The organism is Bacillus sp. AF62 (assembly GCF_050312695.1).
Taxonomy (GTDB): Bacteria; Bacillota; Bacilli; order Bacillales; family Bacillaceae_G; genus Bacillus_A; species Bacillus_A cereus.
This window is the reverse complement of record NZ_JBNPJZ010000030.1, coordinates 13,821-32,026: the sequence shown is the minus strand read 5'-3', so window position 1 is coordinate 32,026 and position 18,206 is coordinate 13,821. Positions and strand designations below refer to the sequence as shown.

Sequence of the window (18,206 nt, the reverse complement as noted above, 5' to 3'; positions counted from 1 at the left end):
TACACATGAAATGGGCGTAAAATCCCACACTAATGTATAAGGAGGGGGTTTTATGCCAGAAGTAAGATGTTCTGTTTCCAACTGTTCTTTTTGGGGACAAGGTAACTTTTGTCAAGCAAGTGCAATCATCGTTCAGCCTGATGCAGATGAAACTGGTCAAACTGAAAATGATTCATATACAGCTGCTGTTTTAACAAACGAGACGCTAGAAAGTTCTGTAGCAACGAGTGTAGAGACTTGTTGTCATACATTTAAGCCTAGATATTAACAATTATTCCACCTCATATACGTGAGGTGGTTTTTTCTTTCTCTCTTCTTGTTTACGTCATCTCTAATTCTCCCTATAATAAAGTTAACATTTTTATGAATACGAAGGTGAAATACTATGGCTAAAACAATTGCAGATATCGCCAAATTGGCTGGAGTTGCAAAAAGCACAGTCTCTCGTTACTTAAACGGCGGATATGTAAGTGATAAAACAAAACTTAAAATCGAAGGTATTATTCAGGAAACAAATTTCTCTCCCAATACATTTGCTCAAAGTTTAAAAGCAAAAACAACAAATTTAATTGGTGTCATCATCCCCCGATTAGACTCCTTTGCTACAATGAAAACACTTATCGGGATCGATAAAACATTACAGGAAAATAACTATCAAATGCTTGTAGCAAATGCAAATCAAACAACCGAAACTGAAATACAAGCAATTGAAAACTTTATAAAACAAAAGGTAGCTGGCATTATTTTATTAACAAAAACATTAACGAATGAACATCAAAAAATTATGGCTAATTCAAACATCCCTATTTTATTCGTCGGGCAAGAATATAAAGATCAATATTGCCTCGTTCACGATGATTATGATGCAGCTTATGAGTTAGGGGCATACGTTTTATCGCAAGGCCATCGACATATTGCCTATTTAGGGATAGAAAAATCTGATATTTCTGTTGGAATAAATCGAAAAAATGGTTTTCAAAAAGCAATTGAAAATTTAGAACCGACTTGCAACGTTTCATATTACGAAACAACTTTCCGCATAGAAGATGCCATGAAACAAGTACAACATATTTTAGATAATAATCGCCCAACTCTTATCGTATGTGCTACAGATAACATCGCTCTTGGCGCAATGAAAGTCATTCACTCCCACTCCCTTTCTGTACCAGGTGATATTTCTGTAACAGGATTCGGTGGATATGATATTTCAGAAATGGTACACCCTAGTTTAACGACAATTGCGTTTGACTATGAGTATGCTGGAAAGCTTGCTGCCACTTCTCTTTCACAGCTTGTTGAAAACAAAACTATACCAAAAATATTACACTCTCGTTATACATTAAAAATCCAAGAAAGCGTTGACAAAATATAAAGGCGCTCTATAATAAAATTAAAACCGGTTCCACATTTTAAAAACAGGATTTTCAACATCATTTCCCTGTTTTTTATTTTAACTTATTACGGAACCGGTTCCATAAAAAGAAAATTTATAGTAAGGGGGAATTTTTATGGATATGAAGCAAATTGCAACTCAAGTAATACAGAACATTGGTGGAAAGGAAAACATTGTTCGTGCCACACATTGTGCGACTCGCCTTCGTCTTATATTAAAGGATGATACGAAAATAAACTCTGCAGAAATCGAAAACATCAATGGAGTAAAAGGTGCTTTTGCAACGACCGAGCAATATCAAATTATTTTTGGAACTGGCATAGTAAACAAAGTATATGATGAATTCTCAAAACTAATTGGAATAGCCGAACTAGATTCTACAACATCAAACGATATACCTAAGAAAAAAATGAATCCTATCGCCCGCCTAGCAAAGACACTATCTAATATTTTTGTTCCAATTATTCCAGCTATCGTCGCAAGCGGTTTACTTATGGGTCTACTCGGAATGTTGAAAGCGTTTAAATTAGTTCCTGGAGATCACTCACTTATCCAATTACTTGATATGTTCTCAAGTGCAGCTTTCATCATTTTACCTATTTTAATTGGAGTTAGTGCCGCTAAAGAATTTGGTGGAAACATTTTCTTAGGTGCAGTTGTTGGTGGTATATTAACTCACCCAAACTTAACAAATCCTTGGACTCTTTCAAATGCAAAACCCACTGTTTTACATTTCCTTGGTATGGATATTGATATGATTGGCTATCAAGGTACTGTTTTACCTATTTTATTATGTGTGTATGTTATGAGTACAATTGAAAAAGAACTTCGAAAACGTGTTCCGAACTCTTTAGATTTATTAGTTACACCATTCTTAACAATTATTATAACTGGCTTTTTATCACTTATTATTATCGGACCAATTGGATATAAAATCGGTGACGGCATTACGTACCTTTTAAATACAATTTATCAATTTGCAGGACCAGTAGCTGGACTTATATTCGGTGGATTGTATTCAACAATCGTTCTTACTGGCTTACATCATAGCTTCCACGCTATTGAAGCGGGCTTACTCGCAAATAAAGATATCGGTGTCAATTTCTTACTCCCTATTTGGTCAATGGCGAACGTTGCACAGGGCGGTGCTACTTTAGCTGTCTATTTCAAAACAAAAAACAAAAAAACGAAAGAAATTGCAATTCCAGCAGCAGCTTCAGCATTTTTAGGAATTACAGAACCAGCTATTTTTGGTGTCAATTTAAAACTTGGTAAACCATTTATTGCAGCAGCTATTGGCGGCGCAATTGGAGGCGCTTACGTTGTTTGGATGCAAGTGGCGGCTAATGCATACGGTTTAACAGGTATTCCGATGCTTACAATTGTTGCACCTCTTGGCATGATGAACATGATTCACTATATAATTGGTTTCGCTATTGCAGTTATCACTGCTTTTGTTGCCACATTCATTTTATATAAAGAAAGTAAATAATAACGGGGTGAAAACCTATGTCAAAATATAAAACAATACTGCAATCTAATAAAGACGAATTACATTCTTTATATGAAATTGCAAACCAAGATTCATGGAAACCAATTTATCATATTCACCCAACATTTGGATTAATGAATGATCCTAACGGTGTATCATACTACAATGATGAATATCACGTTTTTTATCAGTGGTATCCATTTGGTCCCATTCATGGAATGAAGCATTGGGGGCATGTGAAGTCAAAAGACCTTATTAACTGGGAGCGTATGCCTGTAGCCATCATCCCTACTGAAAGCTATGAATCACACGGTGCATATTCTGGTAGTGCTATCGTAAAAGATGGCCTTCTTCATTTAATTTATACAGGGAATATAAAAAATCCTGATGATTCCCGTGATGCAAAACAATGTATGGCAACAATGGATTCACAATATACGATGACGAAATATAGTAATAATCCTGTTATTGATATAATTCCTGACGGATATACAAAACATGTACGTGATCCAAAAGTCTGGAAACATAATGATATGTACTATATGTTACTCGGTGCCCAACGTGAAAATAAAACAGGAACTCTATTACTATACAAATCACAAGACCTATACAATTGGCATTTCCAAGGCGAAATTACAACAAATTTAAAAGAATTCGGATTTATGTGGGAATGCCCCGATTACTTCCAATTATCAGGGAAAGATGTACTTCTCTTTTCACCGCAAGGAATTGAAAAAGACGGAGAAAACTTTCACAATGTATACAATGTCGTTTATGCTATAGGCCATTTCGATATTAAAAATTTATATTTCCATGTTGATTCCTATTACGAAGCTGATAAAGGATTCGATTTTTATGCCCCTCAAACTTTAGAAGACTCTACTAGTCGTCGCCTATTGTTTGCTTGGGCAGGATCAAGTGAAATCACATATCCTTCTGATGATTATATGTGGGCTCATTGCCTAACACTTCCACGTGAATTAACATTAGAAGATAACATTTTAAAACAAAAACCAGTTTCAGAATTAACAAAACTACGAACAACAAAAAAACACATTTCAGGAGATATAACAGCTGGATTAAATGTATTATCAACGCTTGATGATGAAGACTCCTATGAATTAATTGTTACACTTAAAACAGAAGATGCAAAGCGTTTTGGTCTTTCTCTCTTCCACAATGAGGAGGAATGTTTCCCCATTACATTTAATCGGGAACAAGGTACTATTTCTATAGACAGGGGCAACTTCTACCATCAATTTGGCGGAGAATATGGATTTGAACGCTGTAAAAAAATCGATATTCAAGATACGATAGAACTACAAATATTTGTAGATAAAAGCATCGTGGAAATTTTCTTATACGATGGTTCAACAGTCTTTACGTCCCGAGTTTTTCCTCGAAAAGACATGAAACATCATATCGCAATCTTTTCAGATGCAAAACTAAACTTTACCATCACACAATATAAGCTGAAAAGAGGGATTGTATGCGAAATGTCTTTTGTATAGGTGAACTATTAATTGATTTTGTGTGCCGAAATACTAACGTTTCTTTAGTAAACGGTTCAGATTTCGAAAAAAAAGCTGGTGGAGCACCCGCTAACGTTGCTGCTGCGATTACAAAATTAGGTGGACACGCTACATTTATGGGGCAAGTAGGAAACGACCCATTTGGTGAGTTTCTTGAACAAACTTTACAGCGTGCGCAAGTCGATACATCCATGCTCATAAAAGATAAACAAACAACACTTGCATTCGTATCCATCGATCAAGATGGCGAACGTGATTTTACTTTTATGCGTGGTGCAGATGGTGAATATCAATTCAATAGCATTGATTTATCAAAAATACAAACGAATGATTTAATACATTTCGGTTCAGCGACAGCTTTACTATCAAGCCCATTAAAAGAAACGTATTTTCAGTTGTTACAATATGCGAAAGATAACGGCCATTTTATTTCTTTTGATCCAAATTATCGAAGTGCACTCATTACAAATACAGAACAATTCTCTCAAGATTGTCTAACCTTTATAAAACATGCACACTTCGTAAAAGTAAGTCAAGAGGAAGCTACTATGCTCTCTAAAGAGAGTGATTTACAACAAGCGGCACTCAAATTATTAAATTATGGCGCAAAAGTAGTAGCTATTACACTTGGAAAAGACGGTACCCTTCTTGCGACAAATGAAGGTCAAACCATTGTCTCTTCTATTTCCATTCAACAAGTCGATACAACTGGTGCTGGTGATGCTTTCGTTGGAGCAATGTTATATCAGATTGCCCAAAGTGAACATACACTTTCGTATCATTTCAAAGACTTAACAGCGTTTATCTCCTTTGCAAATAAAGTAGGCGCTATCACATGTACAAATTACGGTGCAATTGCCTCTCTTCCATCATTAACAGATATAAAAGCATACGATTAATCGTATGCTTTTTTACATTCCTCTCCAAAAATCATGCATAATAAAAAAGTACAAAATAACGAGAACGGCCGTCCCGCATAAGGTAATGCGCCGATATATACTCTTCTCTCCTTCCCTCGCTTTCACAAACGCCCAAATAAATCCAAAGAACAATATTAAATCAACATATGGAACATAAAAAGAAAAGACGAGAAACGCATATAAATACACGATAAATAAACAGGTCGTTACTAAGAAAACTTTAAACGCAAATTCACTTTTCATAATATAACCGCCCCCTATCTGTACTGTATTATATTCAGCAAAATACAATAGTTGCAGTTAAACTCCAAGTATAAATAAGCTACCGTCTATAATACGGTAGCCATTACGGAACATTGTATTTCCGTTTATATATATTACTTAAAATCGAAGAAGGAATTTGCTCGTAACGAATTTTCTCTCCTGTTTCATCTATAATATACGAATTGTTTCCTATATAATATATTCCATCTTTTCGTTTTGAGTACACTGGATATCTTTCATTTGGCAATACAGTTTTTACCTTTGTTAACTGTCCATTTGGTTCTTGCCAATATATATCCGCGCGGTCTACTAACGTAAGTATTCCAATTTGTTCTTTTTCTATTTTTCGACCATTCCAGCTCACAACGCGATAACCAAGCTTATTCGCTTCATATTCGGGGCTCGTATGAAAACGAGAAATGATTACTTTTGTTTGTAATTGTACTCGGTCATATAACCATTGTATATCCCTGTCATGCATACGAATACAGCCATTTGATTCCCTACTTCCAATCGTCCATTCCCGGTTCGTCCCGTGAATCGCATATTCATTCTTATCTAGTCCAAGCCATCTCGTACCGAGAGGGTTATTCGGTGCACCCCCAGCTATTTTTTTTCGATGGTATTCTTTATTTTTAAATTTCGTTATAATACAAAAATTACCTTCAGGCGTAGGTGTACGATCTCTTCCAGTCGTTACTGGAAATGTTTTTGTGTAATTTCCATTCTCAAAAAAAGACAACTGGTTTGTCGTAAGATTCACTAATATTAAATGATCTGTATCAGCAAAAGCACTAACCGGTAGGAAGAAAAATAATAGTAAAACGAAACATACCCTTTTCACCTATATCCCCCCTAGCGCTCACCATAATAATTGTAATTAGCTTTACTTTGCTCTTATAAATGAAAACTATCCATTTACAATAACGCCCCCATTTACATGTATCATTTGTCCAGTAACATAAGAAGAATCACCAGACGCTAAATATACGTATGCCGGCGCTAACTCATATGGTTGACCAGGCCGTTGCATCGGGACATTGCTCCCAAACTGAGAGACTTTCTTCTCATCAAAGCTCGATGGAATAAGCGGTGTCCAAATCGGTCCTGGTGCAACACCATTTACCCGAATCCCTTTTTGGACTAACGATTGAGAAAGTGATCTTGTAAAAGCTACGATTGCTCCTTTCGTTGCGGAATAATCAATTAACGTTTCATTTCCTTCATATGCAACGATAGATGCCGTATTTATAATGACATCCCCTTTCTTCAAATGAGAAAGGGCTGCTTTCGTAACGTGAAAATAAGAAAAAATATTAATACGAAATGTTTTTTCTAGCTGTTCTGCTGTAATATACTCTAGCCCTTGCTGCGGATATTGCTGCGCGACATTATTTACTAAAACCTGTAAACTACCTAGCTGCTGGACGGTCTCTTGAACAACCTCTTTACAATGCTGTTCATCACTTAAATCACCCGGCAACAATACACACTTTACACCTTCTTTCTCAACATATTGCTTCGTCTCATTAGCATCTTCTTCCTCATCTAAATAAGCAATCGCAATATTTGCTCCCTCTTTCGCAAAAGCGATGGAAACAGCTCGTCCAATCCCACTATCTCCCCCTGTAATTAATACATTCTTTCCTTTTAACTTTTCGCTACCTTTATAATTTGAATCTTCAAACTGCGGAAGTGGATTCATTAATGATTCAATACCAGGCAGTTTATTTTGATGTTGCGCTGGCATTGTTACAAAGTTTTTTTGCTGTGGCATAGCTTCTTTCAACTCCTTTTCCTTATAATGTGCATAATAAAAACTGAAATTCACACATCAAGTTACGATTAATATTCGAATTTAAGACACAAAATATGAATTGTTGTAAACTTTTTATACAAAACTATTGCAAAATAGTTTAAAAACGAATATTATATATAACTGTTGTGAAAATTATTCGTAAACAGAAAGGATGTTTATATGTTTAACCTTTCAAAACATAAAACTTCTATTAAAACTGAAATTATGGCAGGTATTATTACCTTCTTAACAATGGCATATATCATTGTCGTAAACCCAGTCATCCTTGGGGATGCAGGTGTTCCATTTGAACAAGCATTTACAGCAACAATTATCGCTGCTGTTGTCGGAACATTATTTATGGCAATCTTTACAAACTTACCAATCGCAATCGCGCCAGGTATGGGATTAAATGCTTACTTCTCTTACTCTGTTGTAAAAGCGCATGAAGGCATGACTTTCGCAATTGCATTCTCTGCTGTATTCGTAGCAGGTATGATTTTAATTTTGTTATCATTCACATCTTTCCGTACAAAATTAATGGAAGCAATTCCTGAAAACTTAAAACATGCAATTACTGCTGGTATCGGTCTTTTCATCGCCTTTATCGGTTTACGTTTAACAGGTATCGTTACAAAAAATGATGCAAACTTAGTTGGACTTGGTGATCTTCACTCTGCTCCAGTTCTACTAGCATTGGCTGGGCTTGGAATTACTATTGTTCTTATGTCTTTAAATGTAAATGGCGCACTATTTATTGGTATGCTATTAACTGGTATTATCGCTTTCTTCACAGGACAGTTAACATTCTCAAACGGTGTTACATCAATGCCTGGATTACCAGAAGGAATTATCGTTTCAAATCCAATTACTGCTGTATCTGATGTAATTAACTACGGATTGTACGGCGTTGTATTTTCATTCTTCCTTGTTACATTATTTGATACAACAGGTACATTACTTGGGGTAGCTCAACAAGGTGGATTTATGAAAGACGGAAAACTCCCGAAAGCTGGACGAGCTCTTCTATCTGACTCATTTTCAGCAACAATCGGTTCTATGTTCGGAACAACACCATCAACAGCTTACATTGAATCATCTGCTGGTGTTGCAGCTGGTGGTCGTACTGGTTTAACAACTGTTACAGTAGCTGTTCTGTTCGCACTAGCAGCATTCTTCGGACCATTAGTAAGTGCTGTTTCTGGTGTATCAGCTATTACTGCACCATCATTAATTATTGTTGGTAGTCTTATGATGGGTTCAGTTCGCCACATCGATTGGGACTCATTTGATGAAGCATTCCCAGCATTCTTAGTAATCTTAAGCATGCCGCTTACATCAAGTATCGCAACAGGTATCGCACTTGGATTTATTTCATACCCACTTATGAAAGTGGCAAAAGGTAAATTCCTTGCTGTTCACCCACTTGTATATGTATTTGGAATTTTGTTTGCTTATCAATTGATATTCTTACCACATTAAAAAAGTAGAGCATCGAAATCCGATGCTCTACTTTTCTTTTATAACAATCATTCAAACTATAAAGGCACCTCCAAAATATGAAGGAGCTTATAACCTTTTAATACTTCTCTTCTACCTGTAATTCTTTACTATACTTTTGAATGAACACTGATGAAATAACCATTACTATGCCCACACTAAAACCAATAAGTTGATCTAATAACATTTCATCATGAATAAACCAGCGAAGTAAAAATACACCCCCAAAAATAAGCATCATGATAAATCCAGTATGTCTAAGCCCTTTATATACATTTTCCATATGTATCACCTCTCCACATACTTTTATCCATATTATACCATAATCTAAAAACGTGTATAACCAACATTCGGTATTGAAACCAATAATAAAAAGACTGCAGAGAACTCCATCTCCACAGCCTAATATTTATTTTTGCAAAAACGCCTGCAAATCTGCAAATTGTCTCTTTGCATCTTCATAGCCTTGCTCGTATAAATTTTGTAGTTTTGCTGTATCTTTTTCCATACGATCTACTTGAAGCGGCACTTCTGGGCGAATAACAAATACATTACCAGCTTGCTCTTCTTTTTCAATATAGTGAAGTGTTTCATTATACACTTCATAACGATTCAACATCGTGTTAACAAGATTCGGATATTTTTTATAAGCTTTTCCTGCAATCCATCCGAATTTTGATTTTTTCTTCGCGTAACCATGATTTCTCGTTAAAATAACGACTGATTTTTTAAATCCATCTTCCTGTGCCTTACGAACTGGAATTGGATCAGAAATCCCGCCATCTAATAACTGCTTACCACGATAATTTACTACTGGTGCAATGAAAGGCAATGAACTAGACGCTTGTAATAAATTTAGTGCATCATCATTCGTTCCTTCTTTCTCAAAATAAACAGATTGTCCTGTTTCACAATCCGTCGTTCCTACAAGGAAACGTTCTGGGCTATTAAAGTATGTTTCAAAATCAAACGGAACATGCTTTTCTGGAATTTCATGAAAAATGAAATCCATATCAAATAGCTGACGTTTTCTCCATAAGTTTTTATACGACAAATATTTCGGATGTGATGCATAATCAATATTGACCGTTTTATTTCTATTTCTTTGTCTGGAAAGATACGACGCTGCATGACAAGCACCAGCTGATACACCGATTACATATGGAAAATATAAATCTTGTTCCATAAAGTATTCTAATATCCCCCCCGTATATACACCACGCATACCGCCGCCTTCTAATACTAACCCCGTATTTTCAAGCATGTTACTCTCTCCTCTATATATATTGACTCTTTAACTATTCACCATGTTAAGTATCTTTTTCTATTATATATGAGTTCTTTCAGAAATTATATTTAAAAGACTTGAGAAAAAGGAGTTTTTTCTTCCAATTATATTTCCAAATGATCGGAGACATCCTTTATAAACCTTTGAATAAAGTCTTGCTCTTCTTTCGTATATCCATCTAAAAGTAACAACCACTTTTCTTCAGCTTGCTTATGCAATTTTTCATGAGCTTTATATATTTCATTGCCGCTTTCCGTTAAGCTGAAGAAGATTTCTTTTTGATTATCTAACATTTGCATCTTCTCAACGAATTGCTTTTGAAACAACTTCGTACAAATTTTAGAGATTGCTCCCTTCGTCATGCCCATTTCTGTCGTAATTGCCGTTACATTCATCAAACCATTTTTTCCGATACATTCGATTACATGTAACTCAGATAAAGACATACTACTTACACCTGTCTCATAAAGAAACTTCTCGTTTTGTCGTTTTAAATGTTCTTCTTTTTTATGCAAAAGTGTACGAATGTCCGACAGTATTTCCATTTGCTTCGTTGCATGCTTCAATCCGTTCGCCTCCTAAGTTTCCGAAGAAACAATTTAACTATATACCATTTTAAAATTATTTTTTCATCTTTACAAGTGAGAAAATCATGTTAAAATAAATTTAGTTTCCAAGGAAACCAAAAATACAAGGAGGTTAACAAGATGAAAAAATCTAAACTAACTTTCATTTTATATGTTGTCTGTATTAGTGCCTTACTCGGTTCCTTCGCTCAAAATATTTACACACCTATCTTACCGATGATTCAAAATTCTTTTCACACTTCTCTTTATCTTGTAAATGTAACAGTTTCACTTTTCACATTCATTCTTGCAATTATGCAGCTCGTATATGGACCTTTAATTGATACAAAAGGGAGAAAATCTGTCCTTATCCCTAGTTTAATCATTAGTACAATTGGTTCAATCGGATGTGCTTTTTCGGCAAACATTTATTTATTTCTCTTTTTTAGAGCTGTTCAAGCTATAGGAATAGCGGCTATACCTGTAGTTTCAGCAACGATTATCGGCGATTTATTTGAAGGAAAAGAACGCGGAGAAGCGATGAGCCTATACCAAATGTTACTTGCCCTCGCACCTGCAATGGCTCCTCTCATAGGTGGATTTCTTGGCAGTATAAATGGTCACTTATCTGTATTTCTCTTTTTATCTACACTTGGCATTATCTTATTAATTATAAACATTTCACTACTTCCAGAAACAAAGCCAAATGTATTTAAGCAGTCTAAAGCACAAAAGAATTACTCTCTTATCTTAAAAAATAAAACTGGATTTTCTATTACTCTTATTGGCTTCATTCAATTTTGTATTTACTTTTGCTTTCTCGTTTTTTTACCGAGCATTTTAGCAAATTCATTTCATCTAGCTGCAAGTGAAATTGGTCTTATGTTTGTACCAATGTCTCTTTCTATCATGCTAGGAAGTTTTTGCTACAAGTTTTTGCAAAAACGCCTCACAACAAAGCAAACTTTATTTATTACGAGTTACTTCAATATTATATGTGTCTTTTTATTCTCTTTCATATATAACATCAATATCCCATTCATCATTATCGTTACATCTTTGTACGGTTTTAGTATGGGACTTTCTATGCCAACTCACACTACTTTATTAACAGAAGAATTCGTGCAAGAACGTGCAACAGCTATCGGTATGTACAACTTCATCCGCTATCTTGGTATGGGCACAGGGCCACTTATAGGTGGATTTCTTTTATTTAACCAAAATTACTTTTGGATTTTCTTCCTAGGCGCAATTATGTTTTTACTTGTAATCTTATATGCAATGAAAATGCTAAGTTTTCATTCTGTACAAAAAGCAAAATAGAGCCCCCAAAAAGGTCGGCTCTATTTATCCTCTTTGATCCGCAACAATATGAATATCAATATACTTTGTTTGTCTCATAATTTCATTTACAATAGAGCCTTTTCGTATTTCTTCCCACCTTCTTCTAGCCGATTGTCCAAGTAAAATTTGCGTCACCTGTAATCTTTTTGCCACTTCAATAATAACATCTGCTGGCTTTCTTCCCTTTGCTTCTTCTAATACAAAACTTGCATCAAATTGATTCGTTAGCAACTTCCACTCTTCAATCGTCTGCTTTTTTCCAGCTGAAATAGAATCTATATTTTCCCTCTCAACGTTTAATACGTACAATTCAGCGTTTAACCGATCAGCCATGCGCCATCCCCGTCTTATTAATTTCTCCGCTGTTGAACTGTATTGTACACAAACAAGAATTTTTTCTTTTACGCCAATTGGTTCTATTACTGTTTGGCTAATTTTCTCGTCCATATCATCGGCAACCTCGCGAAGTGATAATTCCCTAAGTGCCCCTAAATTATTAAGCGTAAAGAAATTTTGTAAACTTTGCTGAATTTTTTCTTCTTTATATATCTTTCCGTCTATTAGTCTCTTCCTTAATACCTCGGGCGTTGCATCAACGAGCTGAATTTCATTTGCTTTTTGTAAAATAAAATCTGGAATTCGTTCTCTTACTTTTACATTCGTAATTTGAGCTACAATATCATGAACACTTTCTAAATGTTGAATATTAAAAGCTGATAATACCGATATACCAGCCTCTAACAATTCCTGCACATCCATATAACGTTTTTTATGCTTAGAACCAGGAACATTACTATGTGCAAGTTCATCCACTACGACTACTTGCGGCGCGCGTTTTTTTATTCCTTCCACATCAAGCTCATAAAATACCTTTCCTTTATACTGTATTTCTTTCAAAGGAACTTTTTCTAAATCAGCAATTGCTTCTTCCGTCTCTTTTCTTCCATGCGTTTCAATTAAACCAATTACAATATCAATTCCATCTTTTTTCATTTCCCTTGCATCAAAGAGCATTTTATAACTTTTTCCTACGCCTGGAGCTGCTCCTACATATAGCTTTAACTTTCCGCGATTTTGCTGACGAATATATTCTAAATATTCCTCTGGCGTTCGCCTTTGAAACTTCGGTTCATAATCATCTGCATACAAAATAAACACTACCTTTCATTCGAAACAACGCTACCTCAATCCGTTAGATTGAGGTAGCGTTGTTACTATTTCATTAATTCCTGTAATGCCAAATTTAGCTTTAAGACGTTCACTCGATCTTCTCCAAATAAACCAAGCGCAGCACCTTCTGTTTGATCTTTAATCAATTGATTAAGTTTTTCTTTCGGAATATTCGTTAATTTCGATATGCGATCCACCTGCACAGAAGCTGCCTTCGGACTAATGTCAGGATCAAGCCCTGAACCTGAATTTGTCACTAAATCAATCGGTACCTCTGTAACTGGAACGCTCGGATTTTGTTTCTTCCACTCTTCAATACTTTTCTCTACTCGTTTCTCTAAATCTGGATTAGATGGTGCATAGTTATTTGAACCAGATGCTTCTGCCTTATATTCAATACTAGAAACACGCCCTTGAAAATAACGTGGATCCGTGAAGTTTTGCCCGATTAATTTAGAACCAATCACTTCATTTTTATCATTATATATTAGACTTCCATCCGCATTATCCTTCATCACGGCTTGTGCAATACCAGTAACAATAAGCGGGTATACAAGTCCGCACAACACTAGAAATGTAAAAGTAATACGGATAATTGGTGATAGTATACTTTGTTTCTTCTCCATCTTTTTCCCCTCTTCCTTATATGAACAAGCCGACAATTATATCAATTACTTTAATTCCAATGAACGGAACGATAACTCCACCAAGCCCATAAATAAGTAAGTTTCGGCTAAGCAATGCATTAGAACTCATCGGTTTATATGCGATACCTTTCATCGCTAACGGAATGAGTAATGGAATAATAACAGCGTTAAATATTAATGCTGATAAAATCGCTGACAGTGGTGATGTTAATTTCATAATGTTCAATGCTTCCATTTGCGGAATTGCAAGTGTAAACATCGCTGGAATAATCGCAAAGTATTTCGCTATATCATTTGCAATACTAAACGTCGTTAACGCACCACGTGTCATTAACAATTGCTTACCAATTCCTACAACCTCAATAATTTTCGTTGGATTCGAGTCTAAATCAATCATATTCGCTGCTTCTTTCGCAGCTGTCGTACCACTATTCATCGCTAATCCAACGTCAGCCTGTGCTAATGCCGGAGCATCATTTGTACCATCACCTGTCATCGCTACAAGTTTCCCTTTATCTTGCTCTGCTTTAATAACCGCAATTTTATCTTCTGGTTTACACTCGGCAACGAATTCATCTACTCCTGCTTCTTTTGCAATCGTTGCTGCTGTTAACGGATTATCACCTGTACACATAACCGTTTTAATCCCCATTTGGCGCAACTGTTCAAAACGCTCACGCATACCCGGTTTTACTGTATCCTTTAAATAAATTAAACCATAAATACGATTATCTACTGCAACTACAAGTGGTGTTCCGCCCTCTTTTGAAATTAAGTCTGCTTTTTGATTTACATCTTTCGGAATTGTTCCACCTTGTGACCCAACCCATTCAATAACGGCACCGACAGCACCTTTTCTCACTTTCGTTCCGTCTTGTAAATCAACACCACTCATTCTCGTTTCTGCTTTAAACGGAACAAACTCCCCTTGTTCTGCAAGTTCTCTATTATATGATATAGATTTTCCCTGCACATACTCGATAACAGATCGACCTTCTGGCGTTTCATCTAAAACAGAACTAATAGCAGCCCACTTTCCAACTTGCTCAATCGTTTCATTTCCTACAGGCAATAATGTATGAGCCATCCGGTTTCCAAAAGTAATCGTACCTGTTTTATCTAAAATAATTGTATTAATATCGCCCGCAGCTTCTACTGCTTTCCCTGACATCGCTAGCACGTTAAATTTTGTCACCCGGTCCATCCCAGCAATACCAATCGCTGATAGCAAACCACCAATTGTCGTTGGAATTAAACATACTAACAATGCTACGAGTACAGCTGTATCAATTTGAAAACCTAAATAATTTGTAAAAATCGGCAACGTCACAACGACGATCAAGAAGATAAGATTTAAGCTCGTTAATACTGTATTTAAAGCAATCTCATTCGGCGTTTTTTGACGAGCAGCTCCTTCTACTAAAGAAATCATTTTGTCGATAAATGATTCACCAGGATTACTCGTAATAACAATTGTAATTTCATCACTTACCACCATCGTTCCACCTGTTACGGAACAAAAATCACCACCCGCTTCTTTTATTACAGGAGCTGATTCTCCTGTAATTGCAGATTCATCTACAGACGCTAATCCTTTGATTACTTCACCATCATTCGGAATCATTTCTCCTTGTTTTACGATAACAACATCACCTTTTCTAAGATCAGTTGCTGAAACTTGGACAATGTCTCCATTTTCTTTTACAACATTTGCAAACACATCTTTCTTCGACTGTTTTAAAGAATCGGCTTGCGCTTTACCGCGACCTTCTGCTAATGCTTCTGCAAAATTCGCAAATAAAACTGTAAATAATAGAATAAGAGAAACTGTTATATTAAACCATCCTGGTATACTACTAGAACTGCTTGGAAGAAAAGATAAAATGAACGTAATGATAAACCCAATTTCCACAACGAACATAATCGGATTCTTTATCATGACTTTCGGATTCAATTTCGCAACGGATTGTTTCATCGCATGTGTTACGATATCACGATCCATCGTTTTCGCTTGTCTAACTTCATCTTCTACAGCATGTATTTGTGTCTCATTTACTTGTTTTTCTTTTACTACTACCGGTCTCATCATTTACCCTCCATTACTTCAATGTAAGAAATTCTGCAATTGGTCCGAGTACTAACATCGGGAAGAATGTTAATGCACCGACAATTACAATTGTTCCGATGAAGATACCACCAAATAAACTATTATCTGTGCGGAACGTTCCGACTGTTTCTGGCACTACCGTTTTTTCTTTCAACGAAGCTGCCACAGCTAGCATCGTAATTAAACTGAAGTAACGTCCTAAAAACATAACTAAACCAGTCGTAATATTCCAAAACGGTGTATTATCTCCTAATCCTTCAAATCCAGATCCATTATTCGCAGCTGACGATGTATATTCATATACAACTTGTGTTAAACCGTGGAAACCGGAATGAGAAATAGCATCCGTTCCTAAATTTGTTGAAAGAGCTAATGCCGAAAATCCTAAAATGAGCAATGGATGAAATAAAATCGTGACTGCGATTAATTTCATTTCCTTACCTTCAATCTTTTTACCTAAAAACTCTGGTGTCCGTCCAACCATTAACCCAGATATAAACACCGCGATAATTGCATACATAATAATGTTTACAAAGCCTGCTCCAACTCCGCCATACACTGTATTTAACATCATATTTACGAGGGGAACTAGACCACCAATTGGTGTTAACGTATCATGCATCGTATTAACAGCGCCTGTTTCAGCAGCTGTCGTTACTGTTGCGTATAGTGAAGAAAATACTGTTCCAAATCGTACTTCTTTCCCTTCTGTACTTCCTTGTACATGTTCGATACCCATTCCATTTAATGCCGGATTCCCGTTTAGTTCAGATGTCGTAATCGTTATAAATCCTAGTAAAAATACCATAAAAAGTGACACGAAAAGGATGCGGCCTTGTTTTTTATTTCCGACCATTCGTCCGTACGTAAATGGAAGTGCTGTTGGTAATAACATCATAAGCATCATTTGCAAAATATTACTCATTTGTCCTGGATTTTCGAAAGGATGCGTAGAGTTTGCTCCGAAAAATCCACCGCCGTTATTTCCAAGTTCCTTAATGGAAACGAATGATGCAACAGGTCCACGTAAAATACTTTGCTTTGCACCTTCAATCGTTTGTGCTGTAACCGCCCCATCTAACGTTTGTGGTACACCAAGTGCGACAAAAACTAGTGCCGCAATAAATGCGATAGGAAGAAACACTCTCGTTAACGCTCTCGTAAAATCAACGAAAAAGTTACCAAGTTCTTTTCCAGCAAGTCCTCTTATAAAAGCCATAACGAGCGCTAATGTCGTTGCTGGTGCCGCAAACATTAAAAATGTAATTCCGATTAATTGTGATAAATAAGATAAACCATTTTCACCGCTATAATGCTGTAAGTTTGTATCAGCCATAAAACTAATTGCTGTATTAAAAGCGAGCGTAGGCTCCATCCCTTCAATATGCGCTGGATTTAGTGGCAGCACACCTTGTAATCTGAAAATGAAGTATACGACAACGATCATAAATCCATTTAATAAAACTAATGATAATGCGTACTGTTTCCACGTTTGATTGTATGCTTTTACACCCGTAATTTTAAAAATAAGTTTTTCAAAAGGCCCGAATACTTTATCTAACGTTTTGCTACCTTGAAAAGCTTTTTCTAAATAAATCCCCGTTGGCTTTGCTACTAAAATAAACAAGAGCATTGTAATAATGACTGCAACCCAAATCATAATGAATGATTCCCCCTAATTAAAACTTCTCTGGATTTAATAATGCATACACTAAATACACTGTAATTGCTGCGACAATAACCGATAAGACAATCATCATGATTGCTTTCCTTCTTTCACAACTTTATCTGACCAACTTGCAAGACTTGCCATCGATGCAACTAATAAAATAAAAATCCCGACCATTACAACATCTAACATAACTATCCCTCTCTTCTTTTTGTAAAAATTTACCATTAAAATATTAAAAAGAACACTGAGCTCTACTCAGTGTTCAAAAAATGAACAACAAAAAGTAAACCTCCTCTCTAAACGCTTACGAGGTTAGCTGTCGGATTCGGGCCTAAAGAGTAGCCCTACTTTCAAAACTGAAAGATTCACCCCAAGTGACGATGCACAAAATTGGTTCCCCCGCTCCATTTCTGGAACTCAGCGATTTTAGGTTTTTTTGGAAATTTTATGAATGATTTATGAGAGTAAATATACTCCTCTATTTTTCACTTGTAAAGGGATAAATTTCTGAAA

Annotated in this window: 19 protein-coding genes and 1 riboswitch; of the genes, 7 read left to right on the top strand and 12 right to left on the bottom strand. The window is 35.9% G+C overall.

Features of this window, described 5'->3' with window-relative positions; all coding sequences use genetic code 11:
* Positions 1 to 52: 52 nt before the first annotated feature.
* From ACQRBL_RS03925 to ACQRBL_RS03905, 5 genes are all read left to right on the top strand, one after another.
* Positions 53 to 268: a DUF1540 domain-containing protein gene (locus ACQRBL_RS03925; RefSeq protein WP_001115482.1), complete on the top strand. Its 216-nt coding sequence runs from the start codon at positions 53 to 55 to the stop codon at positions 266 to 268.
* Between the two features lie 117 nt (positions 269 to 385).
* Positions 386 to 1,372 carry a LacI family DNA-binding transcriptional regulator gene (locus ACQRBL_RS03920; RefSeq protein ID WP_001140397.1) on the top strand — a complete coding sequence of 329 codons (987 nt, stop codon included), beginning with the start codon at positions 386 to 388 and terminating at the stop codon, positions 1,370 to 1,372.
* Between the two features lie 136 nt (positions 1,373 to 1,508).
* The gene (locus ACQRBL_RS03915) at positions 1,509 to 2,885 is read left to right on the top strand and encodes a sucrose-specific PTS transporter subunit IIBC (protein ID WP_000367322.1); all 1,377 of its coding nucleotides are present in this window, start codon (positions 1,509 to 1,511) and stop codon (positions 2,883 to 2,885) included.
* A 17-nt stretch (positions 2,886 to 2,902) separates the two neighbouring features.
* Positions 2,903 to 4,396: a beta-fructofuranosidase gene (gene scrB / locus ACQRBL_RS03910; protein WP_000049753.1), complete on the top strand. Its 1,494-nt coding sequence runs from the start codon at positions 2,903 to 2,905 to the stop codon at positions 4,394 to 4,396.
* Positions 4,375 to 5,316: a carbohydrate kinase family protein gene (locus ACQRBL_RS03905; RefSeq protein ID WP_001246642.1), complete on the top strand. Its 942-nt coding sequence runs from the start codon at positions 4,375 to 4,377 to the stop codon at positions 5,314 to 5,316. Before scrB ends, ACQRBL_RS03905 begins: the two co-directional genes overlap by 22 nt.
* A 12-nt stretch (positions 5,317 to 5,328) precedes the next feature.
* Here ACQRBL_RS03905 and ACQRBL_RS03900 read toward each other — a convergent pair whose 3' ends face one another.
* From ACQRBL_RS03900 to ACQRBL_RS03890, 3 genes are all read right to left on the bottom strand, one after another.
* Positions 5,329 to 5,580, bottom strand: coding sequence for a hypothetical protein (locus ACQRBL_RS03900; protein ID WP_000834195.1), 252 nt, complete (start codon positions 5,578 to 5,580; stop codon positions 5,329 to 5,331).
* 103 nt (positions 5,581 to 5,683) lie between these two features.
* Positions 5,684 to 6,445, bottom strand: a complete 762-nt coding sequence (locus ACQRBL_RS03895; protein WP_000831960.1) for a L,D-transpeptidase — start codon at positions 6,443 to 6,445, stop codon at positions 5,684 to 5,686.
* A gap of 66 nt (positions 6,446 to 6,511) precedes the next feature.
* On the bottom strand, positions 6,512 to 7,378 hold the full coding sequence (locus ACQRBL_RS03890; RefSeq protein ID WP_411996095.1) for an SDR family oxidoreductase: 867 nt from the start codon (positions 7,376 to 7,378) through the stop codon (positions 6,512 to 6,514).
* A gap of 201 nt (positions 7,379 to 7,579) precedes the next feature.
* On the opposite strand from ACQRBL_RS03890, the gene ACQRBL_RS03885 reads away from it, so the two are divergent.
* Positions 7,580 to 8,881 (top strand): NCS2 family permease, encoded by a 1,302-nt coding sequence (locus ACQRBL_RS03885; RefSeq protein ID WP_411996094.1) that lies wholly within the window; start codon positions 7,580 to 7,582, stop codon positions 8,879 to 8,881.
* 97 nt (positions 8,882 to 8,978) lie between these two features.
* Here ACQRBL_RS03885 and ACQRBL_RS03880 read toward each other — a convergent pair whose 3' ends face one another.
* The 3 genes from ACQRBL_RS03880 to ACQRBL_RS03870 all read right to left on the bottom strand — a co-directional run bounded on the left by ACQRBL_RS03880 (position 8,979) and on the right by ACQRBL_RS03870 (position 10,753).
* Positions 8,979 to 9,182: a hypothetical protein gene (locus ACQRBL_RS03880; protein WP_000432810.1), complete on the bottom strand. Its 204-nt coding sequence runs from the start codon at positions 9,180 to 9,182 to the stop codon at positions 8,979 to 8,981.
* Positions 9,183 to 9,308: 126 nt separating this feature from the next.
* On the bottom strand, positions 9,309 to 10,163 hold the full coding sequence (locus tag ACQRBL_RS03875; RefSeq protein WP_411996093.1) for a patatin-like phospholipase family protein: 855 nt from the start codon (positions 10,161 to 10,163) through the stop codon (positions 9,309 to 9,311).
* 128 nt (positions 10,164 to 10,291) lie between these two features.
* Positions 10,292 to 10,753 carry a MarR family transcriptional regulator gene (locus ACQRBL_RS03870; RefSeq protein ID WP_000679682.1) on the bottom strand — a complete coding sequence of 154 codons (462 nt, stop codon included), beginning with the start codon at positions 10,751 to 10,753 and terminating at the stop codon, positions 10,292 to 10,294.
* A gap of 141 nt (positions 10,754 to 10,894) precedes the next feature.
* Here ACQRBL_RS03870 and ACQRBL_RS03865 point away from each other — a divergent pair, with 141 nt between their 5' ends.
* The gene (locus tag ACQRBL_RS03865; protein WP_411996092.1) at positions 10,895 to 12,076 is read left to right on the top strand and encodes an MFS transporter; all 1,182 of its coding nucleotides are present in this window, start codon (positions 10,895 to 10,897) and stop codon (positions 12,074 to 12,076) included.
* A gap of 24 nt (positions 12,077 to 12,100) precedes the next feature.
* On the opposite strand, the gene kdpDN is transcribed toward ACQRBL_RS03865, so the two are convergent.
* From kdpDN to ACQRBL_RS03835, 6 genes are read right to left on the bottom strand one after another with little or no spacing between them, the layout of a single operon-like run.
* Positions 12,101 to 13,255, bottom strand: a complete 1,155-nt coding sequence (kdpDN, locus tag ACQRBL_RS03860; protein ID WP_411996091.1) for a KdpD-like non-kinase potassium sensor — start codon at positions 13,253 to 13,255, stop codon at positions 12,101 to 12,103.
* Positions 13,256 to 13,311: 56 nt separating this feature from the next.
* Positions 13,312 to 13,893 carry a K(+)-transporting ATPase subunit C gene (gene kdpC / locus ACQRBL_RS03855; RefSeq protein ID WP_000412606.1) on the bottom strand — a complete coding sequence of 194 codons (582 nt, stop codon included), beginning with the start codon at positions 13,891 to 13,893 and terminating at the stop codon, positions 13,312 to 13,314.
* A gap of 16 nt (positions 13,894 to 13,909) precedes the next feature.
* Positions 13,910 to 16,000, bottom strand: a complete 2,091-nt coding sequence (gene kdpB, locus ACQRBL_RS03850) for a potassium-transporting ATPase subunit KdpB (protein ID WP_141538370.1) — start codon at positions 15,998 to 16,000, stop codon at positions 13,910 to 13,912.
* A gap of 13 nt (positions 16,001 to 16,013) precedes the next feature.
* Entirely contained in the window at positions 16,014 to 17,681 is a 1,668-nt protein-coding gene (gene kdpA / locus ACQRBL_RS03845) for a potassium-transporting ATPase subunit KdpA (protein ID WP_000638330.1), read from the bottom strand.
* Positions 17,682 to 17,700: 19 nt separating this feature from the next.
* Positions 17,701 to 17,778, bottom strand: coding sequence for a K(+)-transporting ATPase subunit F (gene kdpF / locus ACQRBL_RS03840; protein WP_223153441.1), 78 nt, complete (start codon positions 17,776 to 17,778; stop codon positions 17,701 to 17,703).
* A complete protein-coding gene (locus ACQRBL_RS03835; RefSeq protein ID WP_000887894.1) occupies positions 17,778 to 17,882 on the bottom strand; it encodes a SipW-dependent-type signal peptide-containing protein in 105 nt (34 codons plus the stop codon). The genes kdpF and ACQRBL_RS03835 overlap by 1 nt, the downstream gene beginning before the upstream one ends.
* A 98-nt stretch (positions 17,883 to 17,980) precedes the next feature.
* Positions 17,981 to 18,126: riboswitch (cyclic di-AMP (ydaO/yuaA leader) on the bottom strand.
* Between the last annotated feature and the right edge of the window lie 80 nt (positions 18,127 to 18,206).

What these genes read in the sequence shown, in the direction of transcription:
- ACQRBL_RS03925 (WP_001115482.1), top strand. Translation starts at nt 53, where the DNA reads ATGCCAGAAGTAAGATGTTCTGTTTCCAACTGTTCTTTTTGGGGACAA.
- ACQRBL_RS03920 (WP_001140397.1), top strand. Translation starts at nt 386, where the DNA reads ATGGCTAAAACAATTGCAGATATCGCCAAATTGGCTGGAGTTGCAAAA.
- ACQRBL_RS03915 (WP_000367322.1), top strand. Translation starts at nt 1,509, where the DNA reads ATGGATATGAAGCAAATTGCAACTCAAGTAATACAGAACATTGGTGGA.
- scrB (WP_000049753.1), top strand. Translation starts at nt 2,903, where the DNA reads ATGTCAAAATATAAAACAATACTGCAATCTAATAAAGACGAATTACAT.
- ACQRBL_RS03905 (WP_001246642.1), top strand. Translation starts at nt 4,375, where the DNA reads ATGCGAAATGTCTTTTGTATAGGTGAACTATTAATTGATTTTGTGTGC.
- ACQRBL_RS03900 (WP_000834195.1), bottom strand. Translation starts at nt 5,580, where the DNA reads ATGAAAAGTGAATTTGCGTTTAAAGTTTTCTTAGTAACGACCTGTTTA.
- ACQRBL_RS03890 (WP_411996095.1), bottom strand. Translation starts at nt 7,378, where the DNA reads ATGCCACAGCAAAAAAACTTTGTAACAATGCCAGCGCAACATCAAAAT.
- ACQRBL_RS03885 (WP_411996094.1), top strand. Translation starts at nt 7,580, where the DNA reads ATGTTTAACCTTTCAAAACATAAAACTTCTATTAAAACTGAAATTATG.
- ACQRBL_RS03880 (WP_000432810.1), bottom strand. Translation starts at nt 9,182, where the DNA reads ATGGAAAATGTATATAAAGGGCTTAGACATACTGGATTTATCATGATG.
- ACQRBL_RS03875 (WP_411996093.1), bottom strand. Translation starts at nt 10,163, where the DNA reads ATGCTTGAAAATACGGGGTTAGTATTAGAAGGCGGCGGTATGCGTGGT.
- ACQRBL_RS03865 (WP_411996092.1), top strand. Translation starts at nt 10,895, where the DNA reads ATGAAAAAATCTAAACTAACTTTCATTTTATATGTTGTCTGTATTAGT.
- kdpC (WP_000412606.1), bottom strand. Translation starts at nt 13,893, where the DNA reads ATGGAGAAGAAACAAAGTATACTATCACCAATTATCCGTATTACTTTT.
- kdpB (WP_141538370.1), bottom strand. Translation starts at nt 16,000, where the DNA reads ATGAGACCGGTAGTAGTAAAAGAAAAACAAGTAAATGAGACACAAATA.
- kdpA (WP_000638330.1), bottom strand. Translation starts at nt 17,681, where the DNA reads ATGATTTGGGTTGCAGTCATTATTACAATGCTCTTGTTTATTTTAGTA.
- kdpF (WP_223153441.1), bottom strand. Translation starts at nt 17,778, where the DNA reads ATGATTGTCTTATCGGTTATTGTCGCAGCAATTACAGTGTATTTAGTG.
- ACQRBL_RS03835 (WP_000887894.1), bottom strand. Translation starts at nt 17,882, where the DNA reads ATGTTAGATGTTGTAATGGTCGGGATTTTTATTTTATTAGTTGCATCG.